The 21,096-nt window shown below is 60.8% G+C and carries 13 protein-coding genes and 7 pseudogenes; 15 read left to right on the top strand and 5 right to left on the bottom strand.

Going from position 1 to position 21,096, the window contains the following annotated elements:
• The first annotated feature begins 20 nt into the window (after positions 1 to 20).
• The 7 genes and pseudogenes from leuS to JCM25414_RS26960 all read left to right on the top strand — a co-directional run bounded on the left by leuS (position 21) and on the right by JCM25414_RS26960 (position 8,229).
• Positions 21 to 2,616: pseudogene (gene leuS / locus JCM25414_RS17360) on the top strand (leucine--tRNA ligase).
• Between the two features lie 4 nt (positions 2,617 to 2,620).
• The gene (locus JCM25414_RS05185) at positions 2,621 to 3,274 is read left to right on the top strand and encodes a lipoprotein (RefSeq protein WP_025840945.1); all 654 of its coding nucleotides are present in this window, start codon (positions 2,621 to 2,623) and stop codon (positions 3,272 to 3,274) included.
• A 6-nt stretch (positions 3,275 to 3,280) separates the two neighbouring features.
• Positions 3,281 to 4,291 carry a DNA polymerase III subunit delta gene (gene holA / locus JCM25414_RS05180; protein ID WP_025840944.1) on the top strand — a complete coding sequence of 337 codons (1,011 nt, stop codon included), beginning with the start codon at positions 3,281 to 3,283 and terminating at the stop codon, positions 4,289 to 4,291.
• A 134-nt stretch (positions 4,292 to 4,425) separates the two neighbouring features.
• Complete coding sequence (locus JCM25414_RS05175; RefSeq protein ID WP_035442702.1) at positions 4,426 to 5,388, top strand: ABC transporter permease; 963 nt, start codon at positions 4,426 to 4,428, stop codon at positions 5,386 to 5,388.
• Positions 5,385 to 6,364: pseudogene (locus JCM25414_RS17355) on the top strand (ABC transporter permease). The gene JCM25414_RS05175 and the pseudogene JCM25414_RS17355 overlap by 4 nt, the downstream one beginning before the upstream one ends.
• Positions 6,354 to 7,301, top strand: coding sequence for an ABC transporter ATP-binding protein (locus tag JCM25414_RS05165; protein WP_025840942.1), 948 nt, complete (start codon positions 6,354 to 6,356; stop codon positions 7,299 to 7,301). Before JCM25414_RS17355 ends, JCM25414_RS05165 begins: the two are co-directional and overlap by 11 nt.
• Positions 7,298 to 8,229, top strand: a pseudogene (locus JCM25414_RS26960) (ABC transporter ATP-binding protein). Before JCM25414_RS05165 ends, JCM25414_RS26960 begins: the two are co-directional and overlap by 4 nt.
• A gap of 120 nt (positions 8,230 to 8,349) precedes the next feature.
• On the opposite strand, the pseudogene JCM25414_RS17345 reads toward JCM25414_RS26960, so the two are convergent.
• Positions 8,350 to 10,679 (bottom strand): annotated as a pseudogene (locus JCM25414_RS17345) (TonB-dependent receptor).
• A gap of 218 nt (positions 10,680 to 10,897) precedes the next feature.
• Between JCM25414_RS17345 and JCM25414_RS05150 the strand changes: the two are divergent.
• Complete coding sequence (locus tag JCM25414_RS05150; RefSeq protein ID WP_025840941.1) at positions 10,898 to 12,076, top strand: SMP-30/gluconolactonase/LRE family protein; 1,179 nt, start codon at positions 10,898 to 10,900, stop codon at positions 12,074 to 12,076.
• 79 nt (positions 12,077 to 12,155) lie between these two features.
• On the opposite strand, the gene JCM25414_RS17340 is transcribed toward JCM25414_RS05150, so the two are convergent.
• From JCM25414_RS17340 to minC, 4 genes and pseudogenes are all read right to left on the bottom strand, one after another.
• Positions 12,156 to 12,473, bottom strand: a complete 318-nt coding sequence (locus tag JCM25414_RS17340) for a YidB family protein (RefSeq protein WP_051535696.1) — start codon at positions 12,471 to 12,473, stop codon at positions 12,156 to 12,158.
• A 78-nt stretch (positions 12,474 to 12,551) separates the two neighbouring features.
• On the bottom strand, positions 12,552 to 12,824 hold the full coding sequence (gene minE, locus JCM25414_RS05140) for a cell division topological specificity factor MinE (RefSeq protein ID WP_025840940.1): 273 nt from the start codon (positions 12,822 to 12,824) through the stop codon (positions 12,552 to 12,554).
• Positions 12,821 to 13,635 (bottom strand): annotated as a pseudogene (gene minD / locus JCM25414_RS17335) (septum site-determining protein MinD). Before minD ends, minE begins: the two are co-directional and overlap by 4 nt.
• Positions 13,636 to 13,747: 112 nt before the next feature.
• Positions 13,748 to 14,497, bottom strand: coding sequence for a septum site-determining protein MinC (gene minC / locus JCM25414_RS05130; protein WP_025840939.1), 750 nt, complete (start codon positions 14,495 to 14,497; stop codon positions 13,748 to 13,750).
• Between the two features lie 98 nt (positions 14,498 to 14,595).
• On the opposite strand from minC, the pseudogene JCM25414_RS17330 reads away from it, so the two are divergent.
• From JCM25414_RS17330 to JCM25414_RS05095, 7 genes and pseudogenes are all read left to right on the top strand, one after another.
• A pseudogene (locus tag JCM25414_RS17330) lies at positions 14,596 to 15,260 on the top strand (glutathione S-transferase family protein).
• Positions 15,261 to 16,438: pseudogene (locus tag JCM25414_RS17325) on the top strand (NAD(P)/FAD-dependent oxidoreductase).
• Between the two features lie 106 nt (positions 16,439 to 16,544).
• Positions 16,545 to 17,081: a type 1 glutamine amidotransferase domain-containing protein gene (locus tag JCM25414_RS05115; protein WP_035442698.1), complete on the top strand. Its 537-nt coding sequence runs from the start codon at positions 16,545 to 16,547 to the stop codon at positions 17,079 to 17,081.
• Positions 17,082 to 17,178: 97 nt separating this feature from the next.
• Positions 17,179 to 17,427 (top strand): hypothetical protein, encoded by a 249-nt coding sequence (locus JCM25414_RS05110; protein ID WP_025840937.1) that lies wholly within the window; start codon positions 17,179 to 17,181, stop codon positions 17,425 to 17,427.
• Positions 17,428 to 17,550: 123 nt separating this feature from the next.
• Entirely contained in the window at positions 17,551 to 18,783 is a 1,233-nt protein-coding gene (locus tag JCM25414_RS05105; protein ID WP_025840936.1) for a DNA recombination protein RmuC, read from the top strand.
• Between the two features lie 47 nt (positions 18,784 to 18,830).
• Entirely contained in the window at positions 18,831 to 19,556 is a 726-nt protein-coding gene (locus tag JCM25414_RS05100) for a response regulator transcription factor (protein WP_025840935.1), read from the top strand.
• The gene (locus JCM25414_RS05095; protein ID WP_025840934.1) at positions 19,543 to 20,970 is read left to right on the top strand and encodes a sensor histidine kinase; all 1,428 of its coding nucleotides are present in this window, start codon (positions 19,543 to 19,545) and stop codon (positions 20,968 to 20,970) included. The genes JCM25414_RS05100 and JCM25414_RS05095 overlap by 14 nt, the downstream gene beginning before the upstream one ends.
• The last annotated feature ends 126 nt before the right edge of the window (positions 20,971 to 21,096 follow it).

Raw genomic sequence — 21,096 nt, 5'->3', positions numbered from 1 at the left:
GGAACAAACGATAGAAGATCATGACGGAACAAGAGACACTCGGCTACGATTTCGACAAGGCCGAGCCCAAATGGCAAGCCAGATGGGATAGTGCACGCGCTTTCGCGGCAGACGATCATCCTGCCGCCGACAAGCCGAAATATTATGTGCTCGAGATGTTTCCCTATCCGTCAGGTCAACTCCATATGGGTCATGTGCGCAATTATGCGCTGGGCGATGTGGTGGCACGCTACAAGCGTGCGCGCGGCTTCTCGGTGCTCCATCCCATGGGCTGGGATGCGTTCGGGCTTCCCGCCGAAAACGCGGCACGTGAGCGTGGCGTGCATCCGGGGCAGTGGACGCTCGATAATATCGCAGCAATGCGCGGTACCTTGCAGCGCCTTGGCTTCTCCCTCGACTGGGAGCGCGAAATCGCGACCTGCCTGCCGGAATATTACGGCCATCAGCAGAAGCTCTTTCTCGATATGTGGCGCAAGGGCCTGGTCGAGCGCCGTGAGTCGGCGGTCAACTGGGACCCGGTGGACAACACGGTTCTCGCCAATGAGCAGGTGGTCGATGGGCGCGGCTGGCGTTCTGGCGCGCTGATCGAAAAGAAGCGCCTGTCGCAGTGGTTCCTCAAGATCACCGATTTTGCAGCCCCCCTGCTTGAAGGGCTCGACAAGCTCGATCGCTGGCCCGCGCGCGTGCGTGTCATGCAGGAACGCTGGATCGGCCGTTCGGAAGGCGCGCGCGTGCGTTTCGCGCTTCATGCGCCGCCGGAAGGATTCGATGTCGATCTGGATTCGGTCGAAGTCTTCACCACCCGTCCGGATACGCTGTTCGGCATGAGCTTCGTCGCCATTGCCGCCGATCATCCTCTGGCTGCCAAGGTGGCAAAGGATAATCAGGGCGCACGCGAATTTATCGAGGAATGCCAGCGTCTCGGGACGTCGGAAGAAGCGATCGAAGCGGCTGAGAAGCGCGGCTTCGATACGGGGCTGCGCGTCAGCAATCCGTTTGCACCCGACGAAACCGTACCGGTCTGGATCGCCAATTTCGTGCTGATGGATTACGGCACGGGCGCCGTGTTCGGCTGCCCCTGCGGCGACCAGCGCGATCTCGATTTCGCCCGTAAATACGACCTCCCCGTGCGCCCTGTCATTCTGCCCACCGGGCAGGAAGAAAGCAGCTTCACGGTCGGCAAGACGGCTGCCACTGGCGATGGCACGCTCATCAATTCCGGCTTCCTTGACGGTTTGAGCACGGCTGAGGGCAAGCGTAAGGCCATCGAGCGCCTCGAAGGCATGGGCATCGGTCGTTCAGTCGTGAACTGGCGCCTGCGCGACTGGGGCATTTCGCGCCAGCGTTACTGGGGCTGCCCGATCCCGGTCGTGCATTGCGAGTCCTGCGGCGCGGTGCCGGTGCCTGACGACCAGCTGCCGCTCAAGCTGCCGGACGATGTGACTTTCGACCGTCCTGGCAACCCGCTCGATCATCATCCAAGCTGGAAACATGTCGCCTGCCCGCAATGCGGTGCTGCGGCGCGTCGTGAGACCGACACGTTCGACACGTTCGTCGACAGTTCCTGGTATTTCGCCCGATTCACCGCGCCTCACGCCGCTACGCCGACGGATCCGGTCGCGGCCAATTCCTGGCTGCCGGTCGATCAGTATATCGGCGGTATCGAACACGCGATCCTGCATCTGCTTTATGCGCGCTTCTTCACGCGCGCCATGCATGAGACGGGCCATCTCGATCTCGACGAGCCCTTCGGCGGACTGTTCACTCAGGGTATGATTACCCATGAGAGCTATCGTGACGAGAATGGCTGGCTCGCGCCTGAAGATGTCGTACGTTCGGGCGAAGGTTATGTGCGCCGCGATAACGGCGGCCCGGTGCAGCTCGGTCGTCTTGAGAAAATGTCCAAGTCCAAGCGCAATACGGTTTCGCCTGTGGCGATCATCGAGCGTTTCGGCGCCGATACGGCGCGCTGGTTCGTGCTGTCAGACAGCCCGCCCGAACGCGACATGGAGTGGACCGAGTCCGGTGTCGCGGCTTCGGCGCGTTTTGGCCAGCGTCTCTATCGTCTGGTTCAGGGCGTCGCGAGCCAGGTGCCTCAGGGTGCCGCTTTTGCCGAAGGTGGGCGCAGCCTACGTCAGGCGACGCATCGCACGATCAAGGCCGTTACCGAAGCGCTCGAAGGCTTCACGCCCAATGTGGCGGTGGCCCGTCTTCACGAGTTGAGCGCGGCCCTCGCCGAGGCCGAGAAATCGGATGGGGAAGGCATCGGTGCAGCCCGTCGTGAGGCCGCAATGGTGCTCGCCCTTCTGATCGCACCGATGATGCCGCATCTGGCCGAAGAGATGGTTGCGCTGCTTGAGCGAAAGCGCCATGGTAGTCGAGCGTTCCTGGCCTGTGGCGCTTGAAGAGTTCATCGCGCTCGACAGCATCACGCTGGGTATCCAGATCATGGGCAAACTGCGTGGCACAATTGAAGTGCCACCGGATGCGCCCTCTGATATGGTCCTGCCTCTCGCCGAGGCCGAGCCGAATGTGGCGCGGATGCTCGAAGGCAAGCGGATCGTCAAACGCATCCACGTGCCGAACCGTATCGTCAATTTCGTGGTGGCAGGCTGATTTCATGCGTCGTTTCGTTCTGCTTGCCTCTCTGGCCCTGAGCGGCTGTGGTTTTCAGCCGCTTTACGGAAGCAATGGGGCAGGCGGGGCGCGCGTCACGCATGAGCTGCAGCGCATCTATGTAGCCAATATTCCCGAGCGTCAGGGGCAGGAGCTGCGTCTGGCGCTGCAGGAGCAGCTTGGTGGTGCCAGCACAAAGGCGCCTGATGGCTACACGCTCAATGTCAGTTTTGGCGTGAATGCCTCTGTGATCGATATCCATAGCGATAATACCGCCGGTCGCTTCCGCGAGATCGGATCGGCCCATTGGCGCCTCTGGACGGTTGAGGCCACACCGAAATTCCTTGCCGAAGGCGATGTCTCTTCGCTCGATGGTTTCAATGCGACCTTCGAGCAGTATCTCGCTCAGACACTCAATGACGAGACGGTTCGTGCCCGTCTGGCTGAGACGCTCGCGGGCTCGATCCGTCAGCAGATTGCCACCTGGTTCAAATCCCAGATCAAGCCTTCACGCAATAACCCGAGCGATGTGCCCTCCTATTTCGATCCGACAGCCATGCCGACCAAGGACGGCCAGCCCTACGAGAAGGCCGGTCCTGACGGCTTCCCGGCGGCGGCAACGGGCCGTACGGATCTGAACAGCCAGAACAACGACTGATCGCGTATGAAGATCGATGCCCGCTCGACCACACGTACCCTTGCCGAAATCGGCAAGTGGCGCGGGGTTCTGCTCTATGGCGATGATCTGGGCCTGATCCGCGAGCGCGCGTCCCAATGTGTGCGTCTGGTTGCCGATTCTCTTGACGATCCCTTTCGTGTGGCTCTGCTCGATCAGGAACAGCATGGCCGGGTGGAAGAGGAAATCGGCGCGCTTTCGCTCATCGGCGGCCGTCGTGTGGTCTGGGTGCGCGACGCGCAGGACGCTTTGCTGCCTCGGGTCACGGCTGCCCTGGCCATGGAGAGCGATACGCTGCTCGTGATCGAGGCGCCGGGTCTTGCGTCACGCGCCAAGCTGCGCAGCGTGCTGGAGGCTCACCCCAAGATTGCATCGATCGGGTGTTATCCCGAAGAAGGACGCACGCTGATTGCGTCTTTGAGCGATCTGTTTCGTGACGCCTCTGTCGCTGTCGACCGCGAGGCCCTCTTCTGGCTTTCTTCCGTTCTGGGGGCAGATCGCGCCGCTGTACGCAGCGAGGTGGAAAAACTCGTTCTCTATGCAGGCGAAGGCGGCAAGCTTTCTCTGGACGATGTGCAGGATTGCATAGGCGATTCCGCCAATGCAACGCTCGACGATGCAACGACTGCCGCCATGGCAGGCGATCGCGCCGTAGCGGATATCGCGCTCGAACGGGCTCTTGCCGATGGTCTTTCGCCCATTGCGCTTGCACGTGCCTGCCTTTCGCTGATGACGCGCCTTGCGCGTGTGCTGGCCTGGATGGATGAGGGAAAATCGCGTCAGGAGGCGATCAAGCTGCTCAAGCCGCCGGTATTCTTCAAGAAAATGGACAGTTTCACCAAGGCGCTCGAACGTTGGGATGGCGTCGGACTGAGGCGCGCCTGCGAGGCGGTGCACGGGTTCGAACTGGCCTGCAAACAGACCGGCTGTCCCGATCTGGCTTTGTCGCGTCGGCTCATTGCGCAGCTCTGTCTCGGCCCAAGATCATTCCAGCGTTGAAATTATGCCGTGGTTCTGCCACGGCTGAGGGCGCAGCATCCTGACAGGGGAGGTTATCCGATCAGTCGTCGCCGCTTTCTTTTCCTGTCGCTGATTTTGAGGCCGGACATTGTCTGCGTCGCCTCGTGTTCGGCATGAGTTTTTTCGCTATCGGGCGATTTCTGTGTCGTCATAAAGGCGCTTCAGCGGCTTTGTGCGTGTTGCTTGTTCTCGTGCTCTGCGCCCTTGCAGCACCGCTTTATGCCAGGGTTGTCGGGGTTGACCCGATGGAATCCTCTCTGGCGGGTACGGTGCTGCGCGATGGCGCGCGCGTCGATATCATGCAGCCCAATGACAACCCGCTCCATCTGGGCCTGTCACCCATAGGCCCGTCATGGCGTTGGGGGCCTTATATGCTAGGGGCAGATTCCCAGGGGCGCGATATTGCGGCGCGTCTGCTCTATGGTGCGCGGGCGTCACTCACCATCGCTTTTTCTGCGGCTTGTCTGTGTCTCATCATAGCGACCCTGTGCGGATTGCTGGCAGGCTATTGCGGGGGATGGACCGACATCATCATATCCCGCGCGCTCGATATTCTCTGGGCTGTGCCGGTCTATCTCTTCGCTATCAGCCTCAGCGTCGTGACAGTGGGTCACGATCTGTCTCTCGGGCCGTTTCACGTGCAACCCGACAGTCTTTTGCTGCCCATAGCCATTATTGCGCTCATCTATGTGCCTTATGCAGCCAGACCTATCAGGGCGCGTACCAAGAGCCTGTCGAATGCCGGCTTCGTGCTGGCAGCCCGCGGGCTCGGGGCGTCTTCGCTGCGCATCGTGTTTCGCGAGATCCTGCCTCTTCTGGTTGAGACGGTACTGGTTCTCTGCCCGCTCGTCATGGCGCTTTGCCTGCTGGCCGAGTCAGCGCTCTCCTTTCTCAGTCTGGGCGTTCAGGCACCAGCGGCATCATGGGGCAGCCTCATTCACGATGGCGAGGGGCTGATCTACAGCCGCCCCGTAGTGGCTATCGCGCCGGGTGCGGCTATCATCCTGACCGTCCTGTCTCTCAATGCTCTGGGCGATGCGGCTCAGGCTGAACTCCGAAGGCGAGGCGGCCGATGAAGGGTCTCGCTTCGCGTCTCGGGCAGATGATGCTGGTGCTGTTCGGTATCTCCGTGCTGGTGTTTGCGGTGTTTTTCGCCACACCCGGCTCCGATCCCTCGGCCCGTATCGCCGGAAGAGGGGCGAGCCCGGAAGTGATTGAGCGCGTACGCCACGCCTATGGCTTCGATCGTCCGCTCCCCATGCGCTACCTGACGATGATGGACCATCTCTTCATCTCCAGAAACCTGACGTCCTATGTCAATCACGGTCAGAACGTGGTGTCGGAGGTGTTCGCGGCGGCGCCCGTCACGCTCTCGCTCGTGCTTTGGGCGGCGCTTTTCTGGGTTGCAGGCGCGTTGGTGTTCGGCATGATTGGCGCGGCGTTTCAGGAGGATGGATCGATCGGCTGCTCTCTTTTCTTGCGCTGATCGGCCTTTCGATTCCGGTGTTCTGGCTGGGGGAGATGGTCAATCTGATCAGCCAGAGCCGTTTTCATGAGAGCTGGCTGTTCAGTTGGGTGCCGCCTCTGGGCTATGTGCCCCTCGCGACGAGCCCGCTGGGCTGGGCGAAGGGGCTGATCCTGCCGGCTCTGACGCTCGCCGTGGCGTTCATCGGGCTCTATAGCCGGGTATTACGCACCGATCTGCTGACGGCGATGCAGGACGACGCGCTCCGAACGGCGCGTGCCAAGGGTGTCGGGCCGTGGCGTCTGTGGTTCTGTCATGCCCTGCGCCTTTCGGGGTTGAGCGCGCTCTCCCTTTTCGGGCTCGATTTCGCGCAGTTACTGGGCGGTGGTGCCTTGCTGACCGAGGTGGTTTTCGCGCTGCCGGGTGTCGGGCATCTCACCTATCAGGGGTTGAGCACCCTCGATCTGCCCCTGATCATGGCCACGGTGCTCTACGCGGCTTTTTTCGTGGTGATCGCGAATGCTCTGATCGATGGGCTCTATCGCCTGCTGGACCCGCGTATCGGAAAGGGTTCGCATGGCGGGTGACGCGCTTCTCACCGTTGGCGAGCTTCGCTTGCGGCATCGACAGGCAGGCGTTCTGCTCGACGGTGTTTCCCTGACCGTCAAGCGTGGGCAGATACTCGGTGTGGTAGGGGAGTCCGGCTCGGGCAAGAGTCTGACAGGGCTCAGCGTGCTCGGCTTGCAGCCCGAAGGAAGTCTCAGCGGCACGCTGGCATTTGACGGCGAAGATCTGACCCGCTTCACTCCTCGTGACTGGCGCCGTTTCAGAGGGCACCGTGCCGCCATGATCTTTCAGGATCCGATGACGGCTTTTCTGCCCGTGCGCCGTATCGGCCCCCAGATTGTCGAGCAGATCAGGCTGCACACAAAACTCTCGCATCGGGCAGCGCGCGAGCGCGTCGTATCCCTTCTCGAGCGTATGGGGGTGCCCTCGCCGGAACAGACCGCACAGCGTTTCCCGCATGAACTCTCTGGTGGGCTACGCCAGCGCGCCATGATCGCCATGGCGCTCTCCTGCGATCCCGAGTTGCTGGTTGCCGATGAACCCACCACGGCGCTGGATGTGACTGTCCAGGCGCAGATCCTGACCCTTCTCAAGGAGATCGGCGCGCGCGAAGCCAGCGTCATGCTCATCACACACGATATGGGCGTGGTCGCGCAAAGCTGCACCGATGTGGCTGTGCTCTATGCCGGAGTGGTGATCGAGACTGGCCCGGTCGCCTCGGTGCTCCAGACGCCGCTTCACCCGTATACCCAGGCGCTCCTCACGGCCATCCCGCCGATGGATGGCCCGAGACCGGAGCGTCTTCCCGCTATCGAGGGGGTGCCGCCCTCGCCAGAGACGCGCCTTTCGGGCTGCGTCTTTGCGCCCCGCTGCCCTCAGATTTCGCCTGAATGTGCCGTCCGTCCGGCAATGCGGGGCGAGGGCGCGCATCGCGCCGCCTGTGTGCTCGTCGCATGAGTGCGCTTCTGCAGGCGAAGAATGTCGCCAGAACCTATAAACTTGGCAGCGGCGCCTCGCTTCGTGCCGTTGATGGCATCTCGCTGGAACTGGCTCGTGGTGAGACACTCGCTCTGGTGGGAGAGTCCGGCTGCGGCAAATCCACGCTTGGGCGTCTGCTCATGGGGTTCGATCGCCCCGACACTGGCGAAATCCTTTTTGACGGTCAGGATCTGGCCAAACGCTCATCGCATGCCCAGCGTGTCTTGCGCAGTCAGCTTCAGATGGTGTTTCAGGATTCCGCTTCGGCTTTCAACCCGCGCTGGACCATAGGTAGTGCGCTTGCAGAGCCCTTCCGCATCCACAAGCGTCCGTATTCACGCCAGAGTCTCGAAGACCTGCTTGAACGCGTCGGTCTGTCGGGGGCGTTCTTCGACCGTTATCCCGGCGCGCTTTCAGGCGGTCAGCGCCAACGGCTCAATATTGCGCGTGCCATTGCGCTCTCACCCCGGCTCATCGTGGCGGATGAACCGTATCGGCTCTCGACGTCTCGGTTCAGGCGCAGATCGTCAATCTGCTGCGTCAGCTTCAGGCCGATCTCGACCTTGCCTGCCTCTTCATCTCCCATGATCTCGCCGTGGTGCGTCAGATTTCAGACCGTATCGCCGTCATGTATCTCGGTGCCATCGTGGAAGAGGGTGAAACCCTCTCTCTGCTCGCCTCACCAGCACACCCCTATACGCGTGCCCTTGTCGATGCTGTGCCCCAGCCCGGCAAGCCGCTTGGCGCGCCTTTGCAGGGTGACATGCCAAGCCCGCTTTCCCCACCGAACGGGTGCCGCTTCCACACGCGCTGTCCTGTCGCCCAGCCGCGCTGTTCGACCGAGCACCCCGAGTTGGAAGAGCGACAGGGGCAAAGACGCGTGGCGTGTCATTTTCCGTTGATGTGAGGGTGATGCGGGGCGCTGCCCCGCCCTCCGGAAAGGGACGCGTCCCTTTCATCCCGTCAAATGGGTATCCAAAGGGCGACGGCCCTTTGGTGGGGTTCGGGGCAACGCCCCGAGGCAGTATCAGAACCGCTGCGAAATCCCTGTCAAAATCGTGCGGCGCAGCCCGTATTGTGGCGCACCGACGCCAATGCCTGAGCCGTCGCGGATTTCGTAGGTCTTGTCGAACAGGTTCAGCACATCGAGGCGCAGTTCGGTGCGTTTGAGGAAGGGCACCTGAAACAGATCCTTGAAGGACTGGACGAGTGAAAGGTTGAAGGTGGCGTAGATCGGCACGGAGCGCCCGTTCGGGACGGTGCCATCCGCGCGCAGGCCACTACCATAAACCATGGAGGCAGAAACGCGGGTGGGATGGCCCGTGTGGTAAAAGAAGGAGTAGCTGCCGCCTGCCGAGGCCGTCCAGCGCTGGTCATGATCGAGATGGATCCAGCGATGCTGGATATAGGCAAGATCATCGGGGTCCATGGTCCATTGGGCGGTGGTGATATCCTTGCCGATGGCGCGCGACCAGGAGGCATTGCCGTAGAGCGAGAGCGGGCCATGCTCGTAATTGGTCGAAAGTTCATAGCCGTTCACCTGACCGCGACGATAGTTGAACGCCGAGAGAATGATCGGTGCACCGAACTGGCCTTCGTCGATCATGTTCTTGGCAAGCTTCACATAGGCGTCGAATGAGGCGTGCCAGCCCGGCAGGAGAGACTGGGTGACGCCTGCGTCGAAGTAGTGATCACGCTCGGCCTTGACCGTGTTGTTCTGCAAGGTCTGGGGCTCGTTGGACGTGCCGACATATTTGCTGAGCGACGTGTTGGCCACGAGCTCGAAAGGCGGGGGCGTGAAATAGCGGGAATAGCCGGCATGAAGCACTCCGCCGCGCCAGGCGCGCCAGACGATGTTGATGCGCGGGCTCACCTGTTTGGAATGGGTGTATTCATCGACGCCGTCGAAGCGCAGGCCGTAATTGATCGTCAGGTCGCGTACCGGGCGCCATTCATCCTGAGCGTAGAGCCATACATCCAGCCGGTGCGCCCACTGCCATCATGCACGTTGGTCGTGCTGCCGTCATAGATGGGTGTGCCGTCATCTTCGGCACCGTTCTGCTGATAGACGATGGAATCCGTCTTCGAGCTGTTGCGCTCGACATAGACCTGATAGCCGAAGCGCACCGTGTGCTTGGGCGTTGCCTTCCAGGTCACGTCGGTTTGCGAGCCGGTCGAGAAGACCGAGCGTGCAGCATGCTGGCTGATGCCGTTATAGACCAGATCGCCCAGCGGATCCGGCGAGTAGCCGAGCGAGGAATAGCGGGTGATGATCGAGCTTTGCAGACTGACCTTGCCCATATCCTTTTGCAGCGACAGAATACCGAAATCGGTGATTTCCTTCTGGCGCTCGTTCAGGCTGGCGCTGTCGACACTGCCATAGACCTGTTGCGACAGAGCGGAGTCCAGAAAGCTTGGATTGGCGAACTGCCGCTGCTGGCCGGGATTATTGGGCAGCTGATATTGCGCGTTGGAGACGCCGCCAGTCAGACTGATGCGGGTGTTTTCATCGGCGGTGTACCGCAGATGGCCGAGCGCATGATACTGGTTGCTCAGATCATGGATGGCGTTGAAGCTCGGGGTCGGGTTTTCGACACCGACGCGATTATGCACGAAATCGCCCGTGGCGAAGAAATCCCACTTTCCCGCATGGCCACCATATTGCAGCGACGGGAAGAAATAATCGCGCGCGCCGCCATAGATCGAAGCGTCGCCACCCGGATCCGCACTGCCGTTCTTGGTGGTGATATCGATCACGCCAGCCTGCAGAAACCCGTATTCGCTGGGCAGTGCCCCTGTGGTGAGCGAGGCGGAATGGGCAAAACGCGTCATGAGCGCCTGACCGAAAACGCTGAGCCCTTCGGGCAGCTGCACGCCATCGAGGCGGAACTGTACCTCGTTATGATCGCCACGGACATGGATCTGACCGAAACTGTCCTGCGCGACGCCGGGGGCCTGAAGCAGAAGCGTGTTCAGCGGTGCGTTATCGCCGCCCGGATTGGTCTCGATATCGCGACGTGTGAAGCGGTAGGTGGTGGCCCCGGTCGAGGATTGCAGGGCCGAGCGGATTTCATCGAGGCGCGCGTTGACGATGATATGTTCTTCATGCGTGGCCTCGACGGAAGCCGGCACCGAGGGGCTATTGTCGAACGAGGTGCGCGAGGCCTGATCACCCTGTGTAACAGTGGTTTTTCCGGTCGAACTCTCGGCTGCGGCCGTGGTCGATTGAGCTAAGGGGCTGGTGGCAGCAGGGGTATCGGTCGTGGCGTTCGTCTGCGCCTGAGCGGGCAGAGTGAGCGCCAGAACCGAGCAGGAGAGGAGCAGGCTGGACGATCGCAGGGATCGGGGAGACATCATGACAATCCATGGGCTGGAAGCGAAACAGATCGATGTCGTTCCTATTGTGTATGATATAACATAACAACATCTGCCGGTTGCTCGTGCTGATTTTGTGTCAGACCGTGACAAATTGGCGACAGGCGTACCGTTGTGAAAAGCGTTTTAATCGAGGGAGCTAGTCAGGGTGCAGGGCGTTGACCCAAGATCCTTTCAAGTCTCTGCCTGGGTGACATGCCATGAAACGCCGGTCTTTCCTCTCAGCTGCCAGTTGTGCGCCTCTTCTCGGCATGACGGGTCAGGCTCGCGCCAGCGGCAATGCGGATGATGGCACCAGCTCTTCCGGCGTGTTCGATATCGTAGCCGAGTTCACGGGGCCTGGCCCATCGGGTGTCGCGGTTCTGCCCGATGGGCGCCTTTTCGTCAGCTTTCCCCGTCACGCCGAAAATCACGCTGGCGCGACGCTGGGTGAGGTGAAGGGAGGCAAGATCATACCCTATCCGTCGGCTGAAATGAGCTTGCCGTCCGGGCGCGCGCCTGCCGACAGACTGATGTCGGTGCACGGTCTTGCGCTGGACAGCCAGAACCGACTCTGGCTCATCGATGACGGCAAGCTGGCCAAGCATGATATTCCCGATGGGGCAGCGAAGATTATCTGTATAGACCCGGCGACCGGTCAGGTGGTGCACAAGATCATTCTCAAGGAGCCGGTCATGCTGCCTGACAGCCATATGAACGATCTGCGCGTGGCGCTGTCTGTCGGTGACAAGGGCACGGTTTTCGTGACCGACTCATCCTTCGGTACACAGGCGGCTCTGGTCGTGGCCGATATTGCGACAGGCACAACGCGGCGTGTGTTGGCGCAACATCCCTCTACTCAGGCTGAAACAGGCTTTCTGGCGATCGTGGAGGGCGAGCCAAGGCGTTACATCCCCCATCATCCGCAAATGGTCTCAGGTGGGGCGGATGGCATTGCCCTGCCAAATGATGAGTCGCGGCTTTATTATTCGCCTCTCACAAGTCGACGTCTCTATAGCCTTCCGACCAAGGCTTTGGCTGACAGGTCGCTCACTGACCAGGCCTTGGGGGCGCTGGTGCGTGATGAGGGAGAAAAGGGCACCGCCGACGGGTTATGCTTCGACCGGCATGACCGGCTCTACACCACCAATTATGAACATGACTGCATTCTGCGCCGCGACCCTGACGGAGCTTTCAAAATGGCGGTGAGGGACCCGCGCATTCTCTCTCCAGATGGCATCTGCGCCACGAAGGACTGGATCTATTGCACGCTTGGACAATGGAACCGTCTACCCTCCTTCAATGAGGGCCAGAACCGCCGTCGACCGCCTTATCTGCTGATCCGTTTCCCGGTTGAGCCGCTCGTCCCCCTTGATGCGATGCCGGACAATCAGGGCTGAAGACGACAGGGAGTCTAGAAACGCAAAAAGCCGGATCGTCACCCGATCCGGCTTTTTGAGATGTCGCGAGAGATTTTCTTCAGGCCGTGGGCGGCGTGTCCGTCTGTTCACTGGTGTGATGATCGATCACGCCCGGCAGGAACTGGGCGAGAGCCGGAAGCAGGGCACCAGCGGGCAGGCCCGTCTTGGAGACCAGCATCTGAACCTGCTCATCTGTCAGCAGAGCGCGCAACTCGTCAGCAGAGATCGGCAGGTTCACACCCGAACCGATCCAGGAACGTACCTTGTCTTCAAGACCGGCCTTGCGCGCCTGATCGAGAAGCATCTGTAAACCCTGTTCGCTGGTGAGATACTCACCAATGCTGCCGCCGAGCTTTTCCTTGAGCTTGTCACCCATGGACCCGAGGCAGAATTGATCATCGAACCGAAAAAACCGCTCAAACCTTGTCTCCCGTTTTGGCACCGACCCGAGTAATCAGGCCGAGCGCCGTGTATCCTTGTCCATCTGCGGCATCTCGATATCGATCTCGAGAACGGAACAGCCATCGAGGCCGCCATCGAGCTTGACCTGCACCTTGTCCTGATCGACCGTCACATGGCGCTTGATCACTTCAAGGATCTCGCGATGTAACTGGCTGATCAGTTCGGAGTTGCCATTTCCCGACCGTTCATGGGCTAGCAGGATCTGGAGGCGATCACGGGCGACCGCGCTGGTGTTGCGTTTGGTGAAAAGACCGAACAGGCTCATGCGACCCTCTTCTTGAACAACCAGTCGAGCAACCCCTTGCGCTCAATCGGTATCTGGATTTCGAGCTTCTCGCCCTGCAGACGGCGGGCCGCGTCGAAATAGGCGCGCGCCGGGGCGGATTCGGGGTTCGAGAGCGTAACGGGCGAGCCGACATTCGAAGCGCGCAGCACTTCCTCGCTCTCCGGCACGATGCCGAGCAGCGGAATGGAGAGAATTTCCAGCACGTCTTCGGTGTTCAGCATCTCGCCCCTGGCAGCGCGAGACGGGTCGTAACGGGTCATGAGCAGGTGTTTTTCCACCTTCTCGCCGTTCTTGGCTTTGGCGGTTGTGCTGTCGAGCATGCCGATGATGCGATCACTGTCGCGCACCGAGCTGACTTCCGGGTTCGTGACGACCACAGCGACATCGGCGTGATACATGGCCATCTGGCGCCGCGCTCGATACCGGCCGGACTGTCACAGATGATCCAGTCGAACTTTTCGCGCAGCTCGTCGATGACCTGTGCCACGCCTTCGGCGGTCAGTGCATCCTTGTCGCGGGTCTGCGAGGCAGGAAGAATGGAGAGCGTCTCGCAGCGCTTATCGCGGATAAGCGCCTGCGACAGCTTGGCATCGCCCTGAACGACGTTGATGAAGTCGAACACGACACGGCGTTCGGCGCCCATCACCAGATCCAGATTACGCAGACCGACATCGAAATCGATCACGACGACATTTTGTCCCGACTGGGCCAGCGCGGCACCCAGTGCTGCTGTCGTGGTCGTCTTTCCGACCCCGCCCTTACCGGAAGTGACTACCAGCACCTTAGCCATGTGCGCTCCACCAAAACTTTAACGGTAAAAACCGCAATCCCGATGGTGCGGCATTGCAATCTTAATGAGGAAAGGGTTTGCGCCGCAATCTCTTGTGCGCAAATAGTTCCCTTTAAGGGAGTTTTGTTACGGTAACGCGGTCCTCGGCCAGCATCGCCTGGGCAGGCTGATCATGAATCCCCGCGTCTATTTCTTCGGCGATCATGTAAAACCCGTCTATCGCCAGCAATTCGGCCTGCATGCGGGCGGCGAAAACGCGCGCATTCGGCTGCCCGCCGACACCGGCAATGGCCCGTCCGCGCAAGGCACCATAGACATGAATCGACCCGCCAGCGACCAGCTCGGCCCCTGAGGCAACCGACCCGATAACCACGATATCGCCATCCAGATGCATGATGCTCTGGCCGGAACGTATGGCGCGGTCCAGAATCAGGCTTTCCGCGCGCTGCGTAGGCATTTCAGCCGGCGCTGGCGCCTCGCCTTCTGCCTCGGGAAACTCGACGGCGCCGCTGGCGCGTCCGCCTTCGAGGGACGCGGGCCAGTCCCATTCGGCGAGGGCCATCCAGCTGCGGTCGGCGCCCTCGATTCCGATCATGTGAATGCTGCGCTCTCTGAGCGCCGCCTGAAGCGTTTCGAGCCCTTCAGCATCCTGCTCCACGAGGCCAAGATCGAGAATGACAGGACGGCCGGCAAAGAAGCCGACCGAGCGTGCGATCTGGTTGTCGAGCCCTTCCAGCCACGCATCGAGCGGTGCTTCGGGAGACAGGACGAGCGCCAGAAAAGAGCGCCCGCGTGCCCGGATGCGCATCGGCGCTCTGACGGGGGCGGGGTCGAGATCGGCGCTTGTCGTCTGGTCTGTCATCGTCTGGAAACGCTCTGAGGGCTCATGAACAGGAATTTGGTCGGTATGACTGTGCAGCTCTCTTGCTTCGCCACGGGGCAGACGCTTAAGAATGCAGGATGCGCATTCTGTACCATCTGCCGCTCTCGCCGCAAAGCCGTCAGGTCAGGCTTGTTCTTGCCGAGAAACGGTTACCCTATGAGCAAGACCGAAAAGGTGTGGGAAAACCGCCCGGAATATCTCGCGCTCAATCCCGCGGGTGACGTGCCGTTGCTCGTCGAAGAGAACGGGCTGTCGATTCCGAATGCTGGGTGATCTGCGAGTATCTTGAAGAGGCTTATCCCGATGCGCCGCTCATGGGGCGTACTCTGGCCGAGCGTGTCGAGGTGCGTCGTCTCATGGCGTGGTTCGAGGGCAAGTTCGGGCACGAGGTGTCGCGCAATCTTCTGGGTGAGAAGGTCGACAAGCGTCTGGCCGGGCGGGGCAATCCCGATGGTACGGCCTTGCGCGCGGGCTATGCCAATATGCGCTTTCATCTCGATTATATCGGCTGGCTGGCAGAAACGCGCTCATGGCTGGCGGGCAACATGCTGTCGATCGCCGATTTTGCAGCGGCAGCGCATCTCTCCTGCCTCGATTTCATTGGCGATATTGACTGGTCCAAGCGCCTGCCGCCAAGGACTGGTATGCCCGCATGAAGTCGCGACCGAGCTTTCGCTCGCTGCTCAATGACCGTGTGAACGGGTTCAACCCGCCCGCGCATTACGCCGATCTGGATTTCTGAATGAACAAGATTTTTGATGCCGTCATTCTCGGGGCCGGTGCTGCCGGGCTGATGGCGGCTGCCACGGCGCGCAAGGGCGGGGCGTCTGTGCTCGTGCTCGACCACTCGGCAGAAGCCGGGCGCAAGATCCTAATTTCGGGCGGCGGGCGGTGCAATTTTACCAATCTCGACGCGAAGGCCGATAATTTTCTTTCGGCTAATCGCCATTTCATGCGCTCGGCGCTGGCGGGTTATACGCCGCGCGATTTTCTCGCGCTGGTCGAGCGTCACGGTATTGCGTGGGAAGAAAAGGCCGAAGGGCAGCTTTTCTGTACCAATTCGGCCCGCGACATCGTCTCGCTGCTTCTGCGTGAGGCAGAAGGGTGCGAGATGCGCTTCAACACCACCATACGCAGCGTGACCAGAAGCGACGTGTTTCATGTCCAGACCGATGCGGGCGAATTCAGCGCCCGTAGCGTCGTGCTCGCAACGGGAGGCCTGTCCATCCCCAAGCTGGGGGCGAGCGATCTGTCGCTGCGTCTTGCACGTCAGTTCGGCTTGTCCGTCGTGCCTACTGTGCCGGGCCTCGTGCCTCTGACGCTCGAAACGCCTCTGCCCGAGCTGGCCGGTGTCTCGCTGCCGGTGCGTGCCAGCATGGGCAAGATCGGCTTTACCGATGGCATGGTCTTTACCCATCGCGGCATTTCAGGCCCGGCCATCTTGCAGATTTCGTCCTATCAGAACGGCCCGCTCGATGCGCCGCTGATCGACATGTTGCCGGGGCAGGACGCCAGGGAGGCGCTTGGGGCCATCAAGAAGGCGCGGCCGCGCGCCGAGCCGCCCTCGCTCTTGCAGGATCTGCCCCAGCGTCTGGCGCGTCATATTGCCGAAAACACACTGTCCGATCTTACCTGCACGCTCGCCAATCTGCCGGATAAGCGCATCGCGTCGGTGGCGGCCCAGATCTCGGCCTGGAAGCCGAAGCTGTCGGGCACTGAGGCTATGCCAAGGCCGAGGTGATGAAGGGCGGTATCGATACGCGCGTTCTGTCTTCCAAGACCATGGAAGCGCGGGACGTGCCGGGGCTGTTCGCCATCGGGGAGGCCGTTGATGTCACGGGCTGGCTTGGCGGGTATAATTTTCAGTGGGCGTGGTCGAGCGGCGTTGCGGCAGGTAAGGCGATTGCCGAGAGGCACTGAGCGTCTGACGCCCCGGGTTTTCGAACCTGTCCTGCGCTGATGCGTCTTGAACCCACGCTCATTCATAGGCCGCCGCGATGCGGTCTTGTTTCAGGAGGTCGATTTCATGACTCTTTGCGTGGCCATTCTTGCAACTGACGGTGTCGAGGAATGCGAACTTGTTCAGCCGCGTCAGGCGCTTGAAAATGCCGGTATCAAGACGCTGCTCGTCTCTTCGGCCAAGGGCGAGATCCAGGCGATGGAAGGCGACGTGACGCCAGTGTCGCGCCACAAGGTCGACGCGACCATCGGTGCTGCTGCCGATATGGAGCTTGCCGGTATCGTGCTGCCAGGCGGCACCACCAATCCGGACAAACTACGCATCGACGAGGCGGCTATCGCCTTTCTTCGCGGCTTCGTGGCGGAAGGCAAGCCGATTGCCAGTATCTGTCATGGTGCCTGGACGCTGATCGAGGCTGGTGGCGTCAAGGGACGGCGCCTTACCTCATGGCCCTCACTTCAGACCGATCTGCTGAATGCAGGCGCAAACTGGATGGACCGCGAAGTCGTGATCGATGGCAATCTGGTGAGTTCGCGTTGCCCTGACGATCTGCCCGCTTTCTGCGAGGCGGTAGTGGCGCAATATCGTGACAAAACTGCCTGAAAACCGCCTTCATTCCCGGTCGTTCTTCGCAACGAAGCGGGTCGGGCCGATCCGATTGATCGGATGCCGAACCCAAAGCAGAAAAGGAACCATCTTGATGTCTTCGACACCCTTTCGCCGCTCTGCACGCCTTCTTGGCGGTCTGGCCGGACTGATGCTGCTCGCCGGTTGCGAGGGCACCGCAGCGCCCGGCCCGACGCCGCCGGGCATGCAGGTGGTCGGCTATGGCTACACCTGCAAGGCTGGCATCTACACCTGCAAGATGCCGACCCAGGTTCCGCTCGGCAATCCGTGCTCCTGCCCGGGCATAGGCGCTGCCTCTTACGGGAATATCCACCAGCCCTGAGACTCTCTGCTGACGTTGCTGACCTGAAGGGGCTTGCCTGACAGGAAGGGGGGCTACAGCATGGAAACGCCTTTCGCCATTCCTATTTTGTTCTTATAGAGAGAGCAGAATACGGAGCCCGAATTGTCGCAGGATTTCTTCAGTTTTTTCCCCTGGCTGGTTGCCGTTCTGGCGCTGGCCGTCGCGGTCTTTCTCTGGTCGCGCCTGTCGCGGCGCGGGACTGATCGCGACCTTCTTTCACGCATCTATGTGCTGCTGGAGCGGGAAGCCGCAGAACGCAGCGCCGATCTCGATTTTCAGCGCAAGGCGCTGGTCGAGACCGAGCGTGCACTGGCTGCAAGGCTCGACCAGCAGCGCAGCGATACGAGCGACCGTCTGGCTAATCTGAGCCATCGTCTGGGGCAGGAGCTGGCGGAGACGAGGCTCGCCCAGTCGGAAATGCTGCGCGACATGATGCGCGAAAATGCCGAACAGCTTGCTCAGATCAAGGCATCTGTCAGCGAACAGCTGCATGTCACCGTCGAAAAACAGATGCAGACTTCTTTCCAGCGCGTGGTCGAGCAGTTTTCGGCCATGCAGAAAGCGATCGGCGAGGTTTCCGCCGTGACGGCCCAGATCGGAGACCTCAAAAGGCTGTTCGGCAACGTCAAGACGCGCGGCGGATGGGGGGAGGCACAGCTACGCGCCATCCTCGACGATATTCTGCCGGCCGGGTCGTATGACAGCAATTTTCGCGTGGGTGACAGCACCGAGGCAGTGGAATTTGCGCTCCGTATGCCGGTGCGAAGCGCTGTGCCGCCGCGTCTTGCCATAGACAGTAAATTTCCGACCGAAGCCTATGAGCGTCTTCTCGACGCTGTCGATCGCAGCGATCAGGCGGCCGAGCGCATCGCCCGGCGTGCACTGGATAATGCGGTGAGGCTGGAAGCACGCAAGATCAGCGAGAAATATATCCAGCCGCCGATCACGGTCGAATTTGCCGTGCTCTACCTGCCGACCGACGGGCTCTATATGGAAGTGGCGCGTATTCCGGGGCTTATCGATGAGATCGGGCGGCTGCACCGGGTGATCGTCATGGGGCCGTCTCTCATGCCGGCGCTGCTACGCACCGTTCATCTCGGATATGTGACCCTGGCTCTCGAAGAGCGTACCGATGCCATTGCTCGCCTGCTCGGGCTCACGCGGCAGGAAATGCTGCGCATGGATGGCGTGCTTGAAAAACTCTCGCGTGGCGCTGGTGCGATGAGCAATACGATCGATGAAGCCAGAAGACGCACGCGCGTTCTGGGGCGCAAGTTGCGCGGCCTTGACGGACAGGCACCGGGGGACGACCTTGAGACACTGGAAGAGCTTTAAGCCGAATTTACTATCGAAGCAGCAAGGGTTTAGGCAGAGATGACAGCATGACACCGGATCAGAGCCTCTCTTTTGCCCCGCCTGAGGTGCCTGCCAAGGCCCGCCTGTTATTTGTCGAGGATGACGATACCCTCGCTCGTGAAGTGGTCGAGGAGCTGTCGGCTCGCGGCTTTGCCGTGTCCCATGTCTCGACCGGTCAGGCTGGGCTTGAAGCGGCCATCAGCGAGGCCTATGATCTCATGGTGCTCGATCGCATGCTGCCGCTGCTCGATGGGCTTTCCGTGATCGAGAAATTGCGCAGCCAGAATGTTCAGTCTCCTGTTCTTGTGCTTTCTGCCCTTTCCGCCGTCGATGACCGTGTGACGGGTCTCAAGGCGGGGGGTGATGATTATCTCACCAAGCCTTTCGCCATGGACGAGCTCGTTGCCCGTATCGAGGCGCTCTTGCGCCGTCCGAACGATACGCGCGCAACCACGCTGCGCGTGGGCCCGCTCGACATGGATCTGATCGATCGCACCGTCATGCGCGAGGGGCGCGAGATCGAGTTGCTGCCGCGTGAATTTCGTCTGCTCGAATATCTGATGCGCCGCCCCAATCAGGTTCTGACGCGCACCATGCTGCTTGAAGATGTCTGGAACTACCGCTTCATTCCCCAGACCAATCTGGTGGATGTCCATATCGGCAAGCTGCGACGCAAGGTCGATGGTACCGGCGAGGCGCCCCTGATCCACAGCATCAGAGGATCGGGGTTCATGCTGCGTGTCGCTCTCTGAAAATCCGCGCTTTGGCGTTTTTCGTACGGCCACATTCCGACTGACGCTTGCCTTCGTTGCCGCGATCATCTGCGGGATGGTTCTGCAATTCGTCCTGCTTTTCGTGCAGATGACGCATTTCGAGGCCGAACGATCGAGCGGTATCCTGCATCGCGAAGCCGATGTGCTGGTGCAGGAAACGCCGGAGCGGCTCGAATATCAGGTGCGTGAGCGCGCGAGTAACGAATTGCGCGTCGTCATCAACTGGGTCGGGCTTTTTGACGGGCATTACCGTCATATTGCAGGCGATCTGAAAAGCTGGCCCGAGGGGCTGGTCGTCGATGGCAAGGTGCATCGCCTCACACTCTCGCCGACCGATGATGCCCCTTACGAAATGCGGTTTCTGGCCGTCAGGGTGCCGGGCGGGCGCATTCTGGTACTGGCCCATTCGCTGCATCTGCTCTCCGAACTGCGCTACATGATCCGTCGCGGGGCGCTGCTCTCTGTCTTTCCCGTGGTGATGTTCGCGCTGCTCACAGGTGTGGTGCTCAGTCATCGTGCACTGGCGCGCGTGAAGATCATGCATGAGGCCATCGATCGTATCATGCAGGGCGACGTGCATGAGCGTCTGCCCGCGGGGCGTGAACGCGACGAGCTGGAGCGTCTGGCAGGTTCGGTCAATCGCATGCTCGACCGGCTCGAACATCTGATGGATGAGATACGCGATGTGGGTAACGACATCGCCCATGATCTGCGCACACCGCTCTCAAGAGTAAGGGCGCGGCTCGAGCGGGCGACATCGAGCCCGCATGACGCCGATTATCTGAATTCGGTCATCGAGCGGGCGACGCTTGACCTCGATCAGTGTTTTTCGGTCATCACCGCGTTGCTGCGTATCGGTGAGATCGAAAACGGGCGCCGACGCGCAGGCTTCGCTCAGGTCAATCTGGGCGATCTGGTGGCCGATATCGTCGATCTCTACGAGCCGATTGCAGAGACCAATGGTCTGGTTTTCGTCAATGCCGTTGCGCAGGGGCAGACGGGACACTGTGCCGATGCCATGACGACTTTTGGCGACCGCGATCTGCTGGTCGAGGTTCTCGCCAATCTTTTCGACAACGCCATGAAATTCACCCCCGCTGGGGGACAGGTGACCGTCTCCGCGGTTTGCGGTCCCGGCGTGATCCGGCTGCGCGTCGCCGATACCGGCATCGGGATTCCCGATGCGGAACGTGAAGCGGTTCTCGGGCGTTTCTATCGCTCGGATAAAAGCCGCCACGTTCCTGGCAGCGGACTCGGGCTCAGTCTCGTCATGGCCATTCTCAGGCTGCACGGTGTCGATCTCGCAATCGCCGATGGCGACGGTCCGGCCGAGATGCCGGGTTGTGCTTTCGAGATGGTCTTCCAGCTCTCTGTTGCGCCGGAAAGCGTGTGAGCGCAGGGTCTTGTCGGACAATCGGTCGCGGGATGACTGTTGTGACAGAGGGATGAAAGGTCGTTCCAGATCGGAACTTAAAAGGAAATTTCCTTGTCGCCTCCGGGCGTATTTGTATTTCTGGAC

Source organism: Asaia platycodi JCM 25414, assembly GCF_000614545.1.
Taxonomy (GTDB): domain Bacteria; phylum Pseudomonadota; class Alphaproteobacteria; order Acetobacterales; family Acetobacteraceae; genus Asaia; species Asaia platycodi.
Note: the sequence above shows the minus strand (reverse complement) of the source record. Positions and strands in the feature narration are given on the sequence as shown.

Excerpts from the sequence above, each read along its gene's own strand:
- JCM25414_RS05185 (WP_025840945.1), top strand. The coding sequence starts at position 2,621 with ATGCGTCGTTTCGTTCTGCTTGCCTCTCTGGCCCTGAGCGGCTGTGGT.
- holA (WP_025840944.1), top strand. The coding sequence starts at position 3,281 with ATGAAGATCGATGCCCGCTCGACCACACGTACCCTTGCCGAAATCGGC.
- JCM25414_RS05175 (WP_035442702.1), top strand. The coding sequence starts at position 4,426 with ATGAGTTTTTTCGCTATCGGGCGATTTCTGTGTCGTCATAAAGGCGCT.
- JCM25414_RS05165 (WP_025840942.1), top strand. The coding sequence starts at position 6,354 with ATGGCGGGTGACGCGCTTCTCACCGTTGGCGAGCTTCGCTTGCGGCAT.
- JCM25414_RS05150 (WP_025840941.1), top strand. The coding sequence starts at position 10,898 with ATGAAACGCCGGTCTTTCCTCTCAGCTGCCAGTTGTGCGCCTCTTCTC.
- JCM25414_RS17340 (WP_051535696.1), bottom strand. The coding sequence starts at position 12,473 with ATGGGTGACAAGCTCAAGGAAAAGCTCGGCGGCAGCATTGGTGAGTAT.
- minE (WP_025840940.1), bottom strand. The coding sequence starts at position 12,824 with ATGAGCCTGTTCGGTCTTTTCACCAAACGCAACACCAGCGCGGTCGCC.
- minC (WP_025840939.1), bottom strand. The coding sequence starts at position 14,497 with ATGACAGACCAGACGACAAGCGCCGATCTCGACCCCGCCCCCGTCAGA.
- JCM25414_RS05115 (WP_035442698.1), top strand. The coding sequence starts at position 16,545 with ATGACTCTTTGCGTGGCCATTCTTGCAACTGACGGTGTCGAGGAATGC.
- JCM25414_RS05110 (WP_025840937.1), top strand. The coding sequence starts at position 17,179 with ATGTCTTCGACACCCTTTCGCCGCTCTGCACGCCTTCTTGGCGGTCTG.
- JCM25414_RS05100 (WP_025840935.1), top strand. The coding sequence starts at position 18,831 with ATGACACCGGATCAGAGCCTCTCTTTTGCCCCGCCTGAGGTGCCTGCC.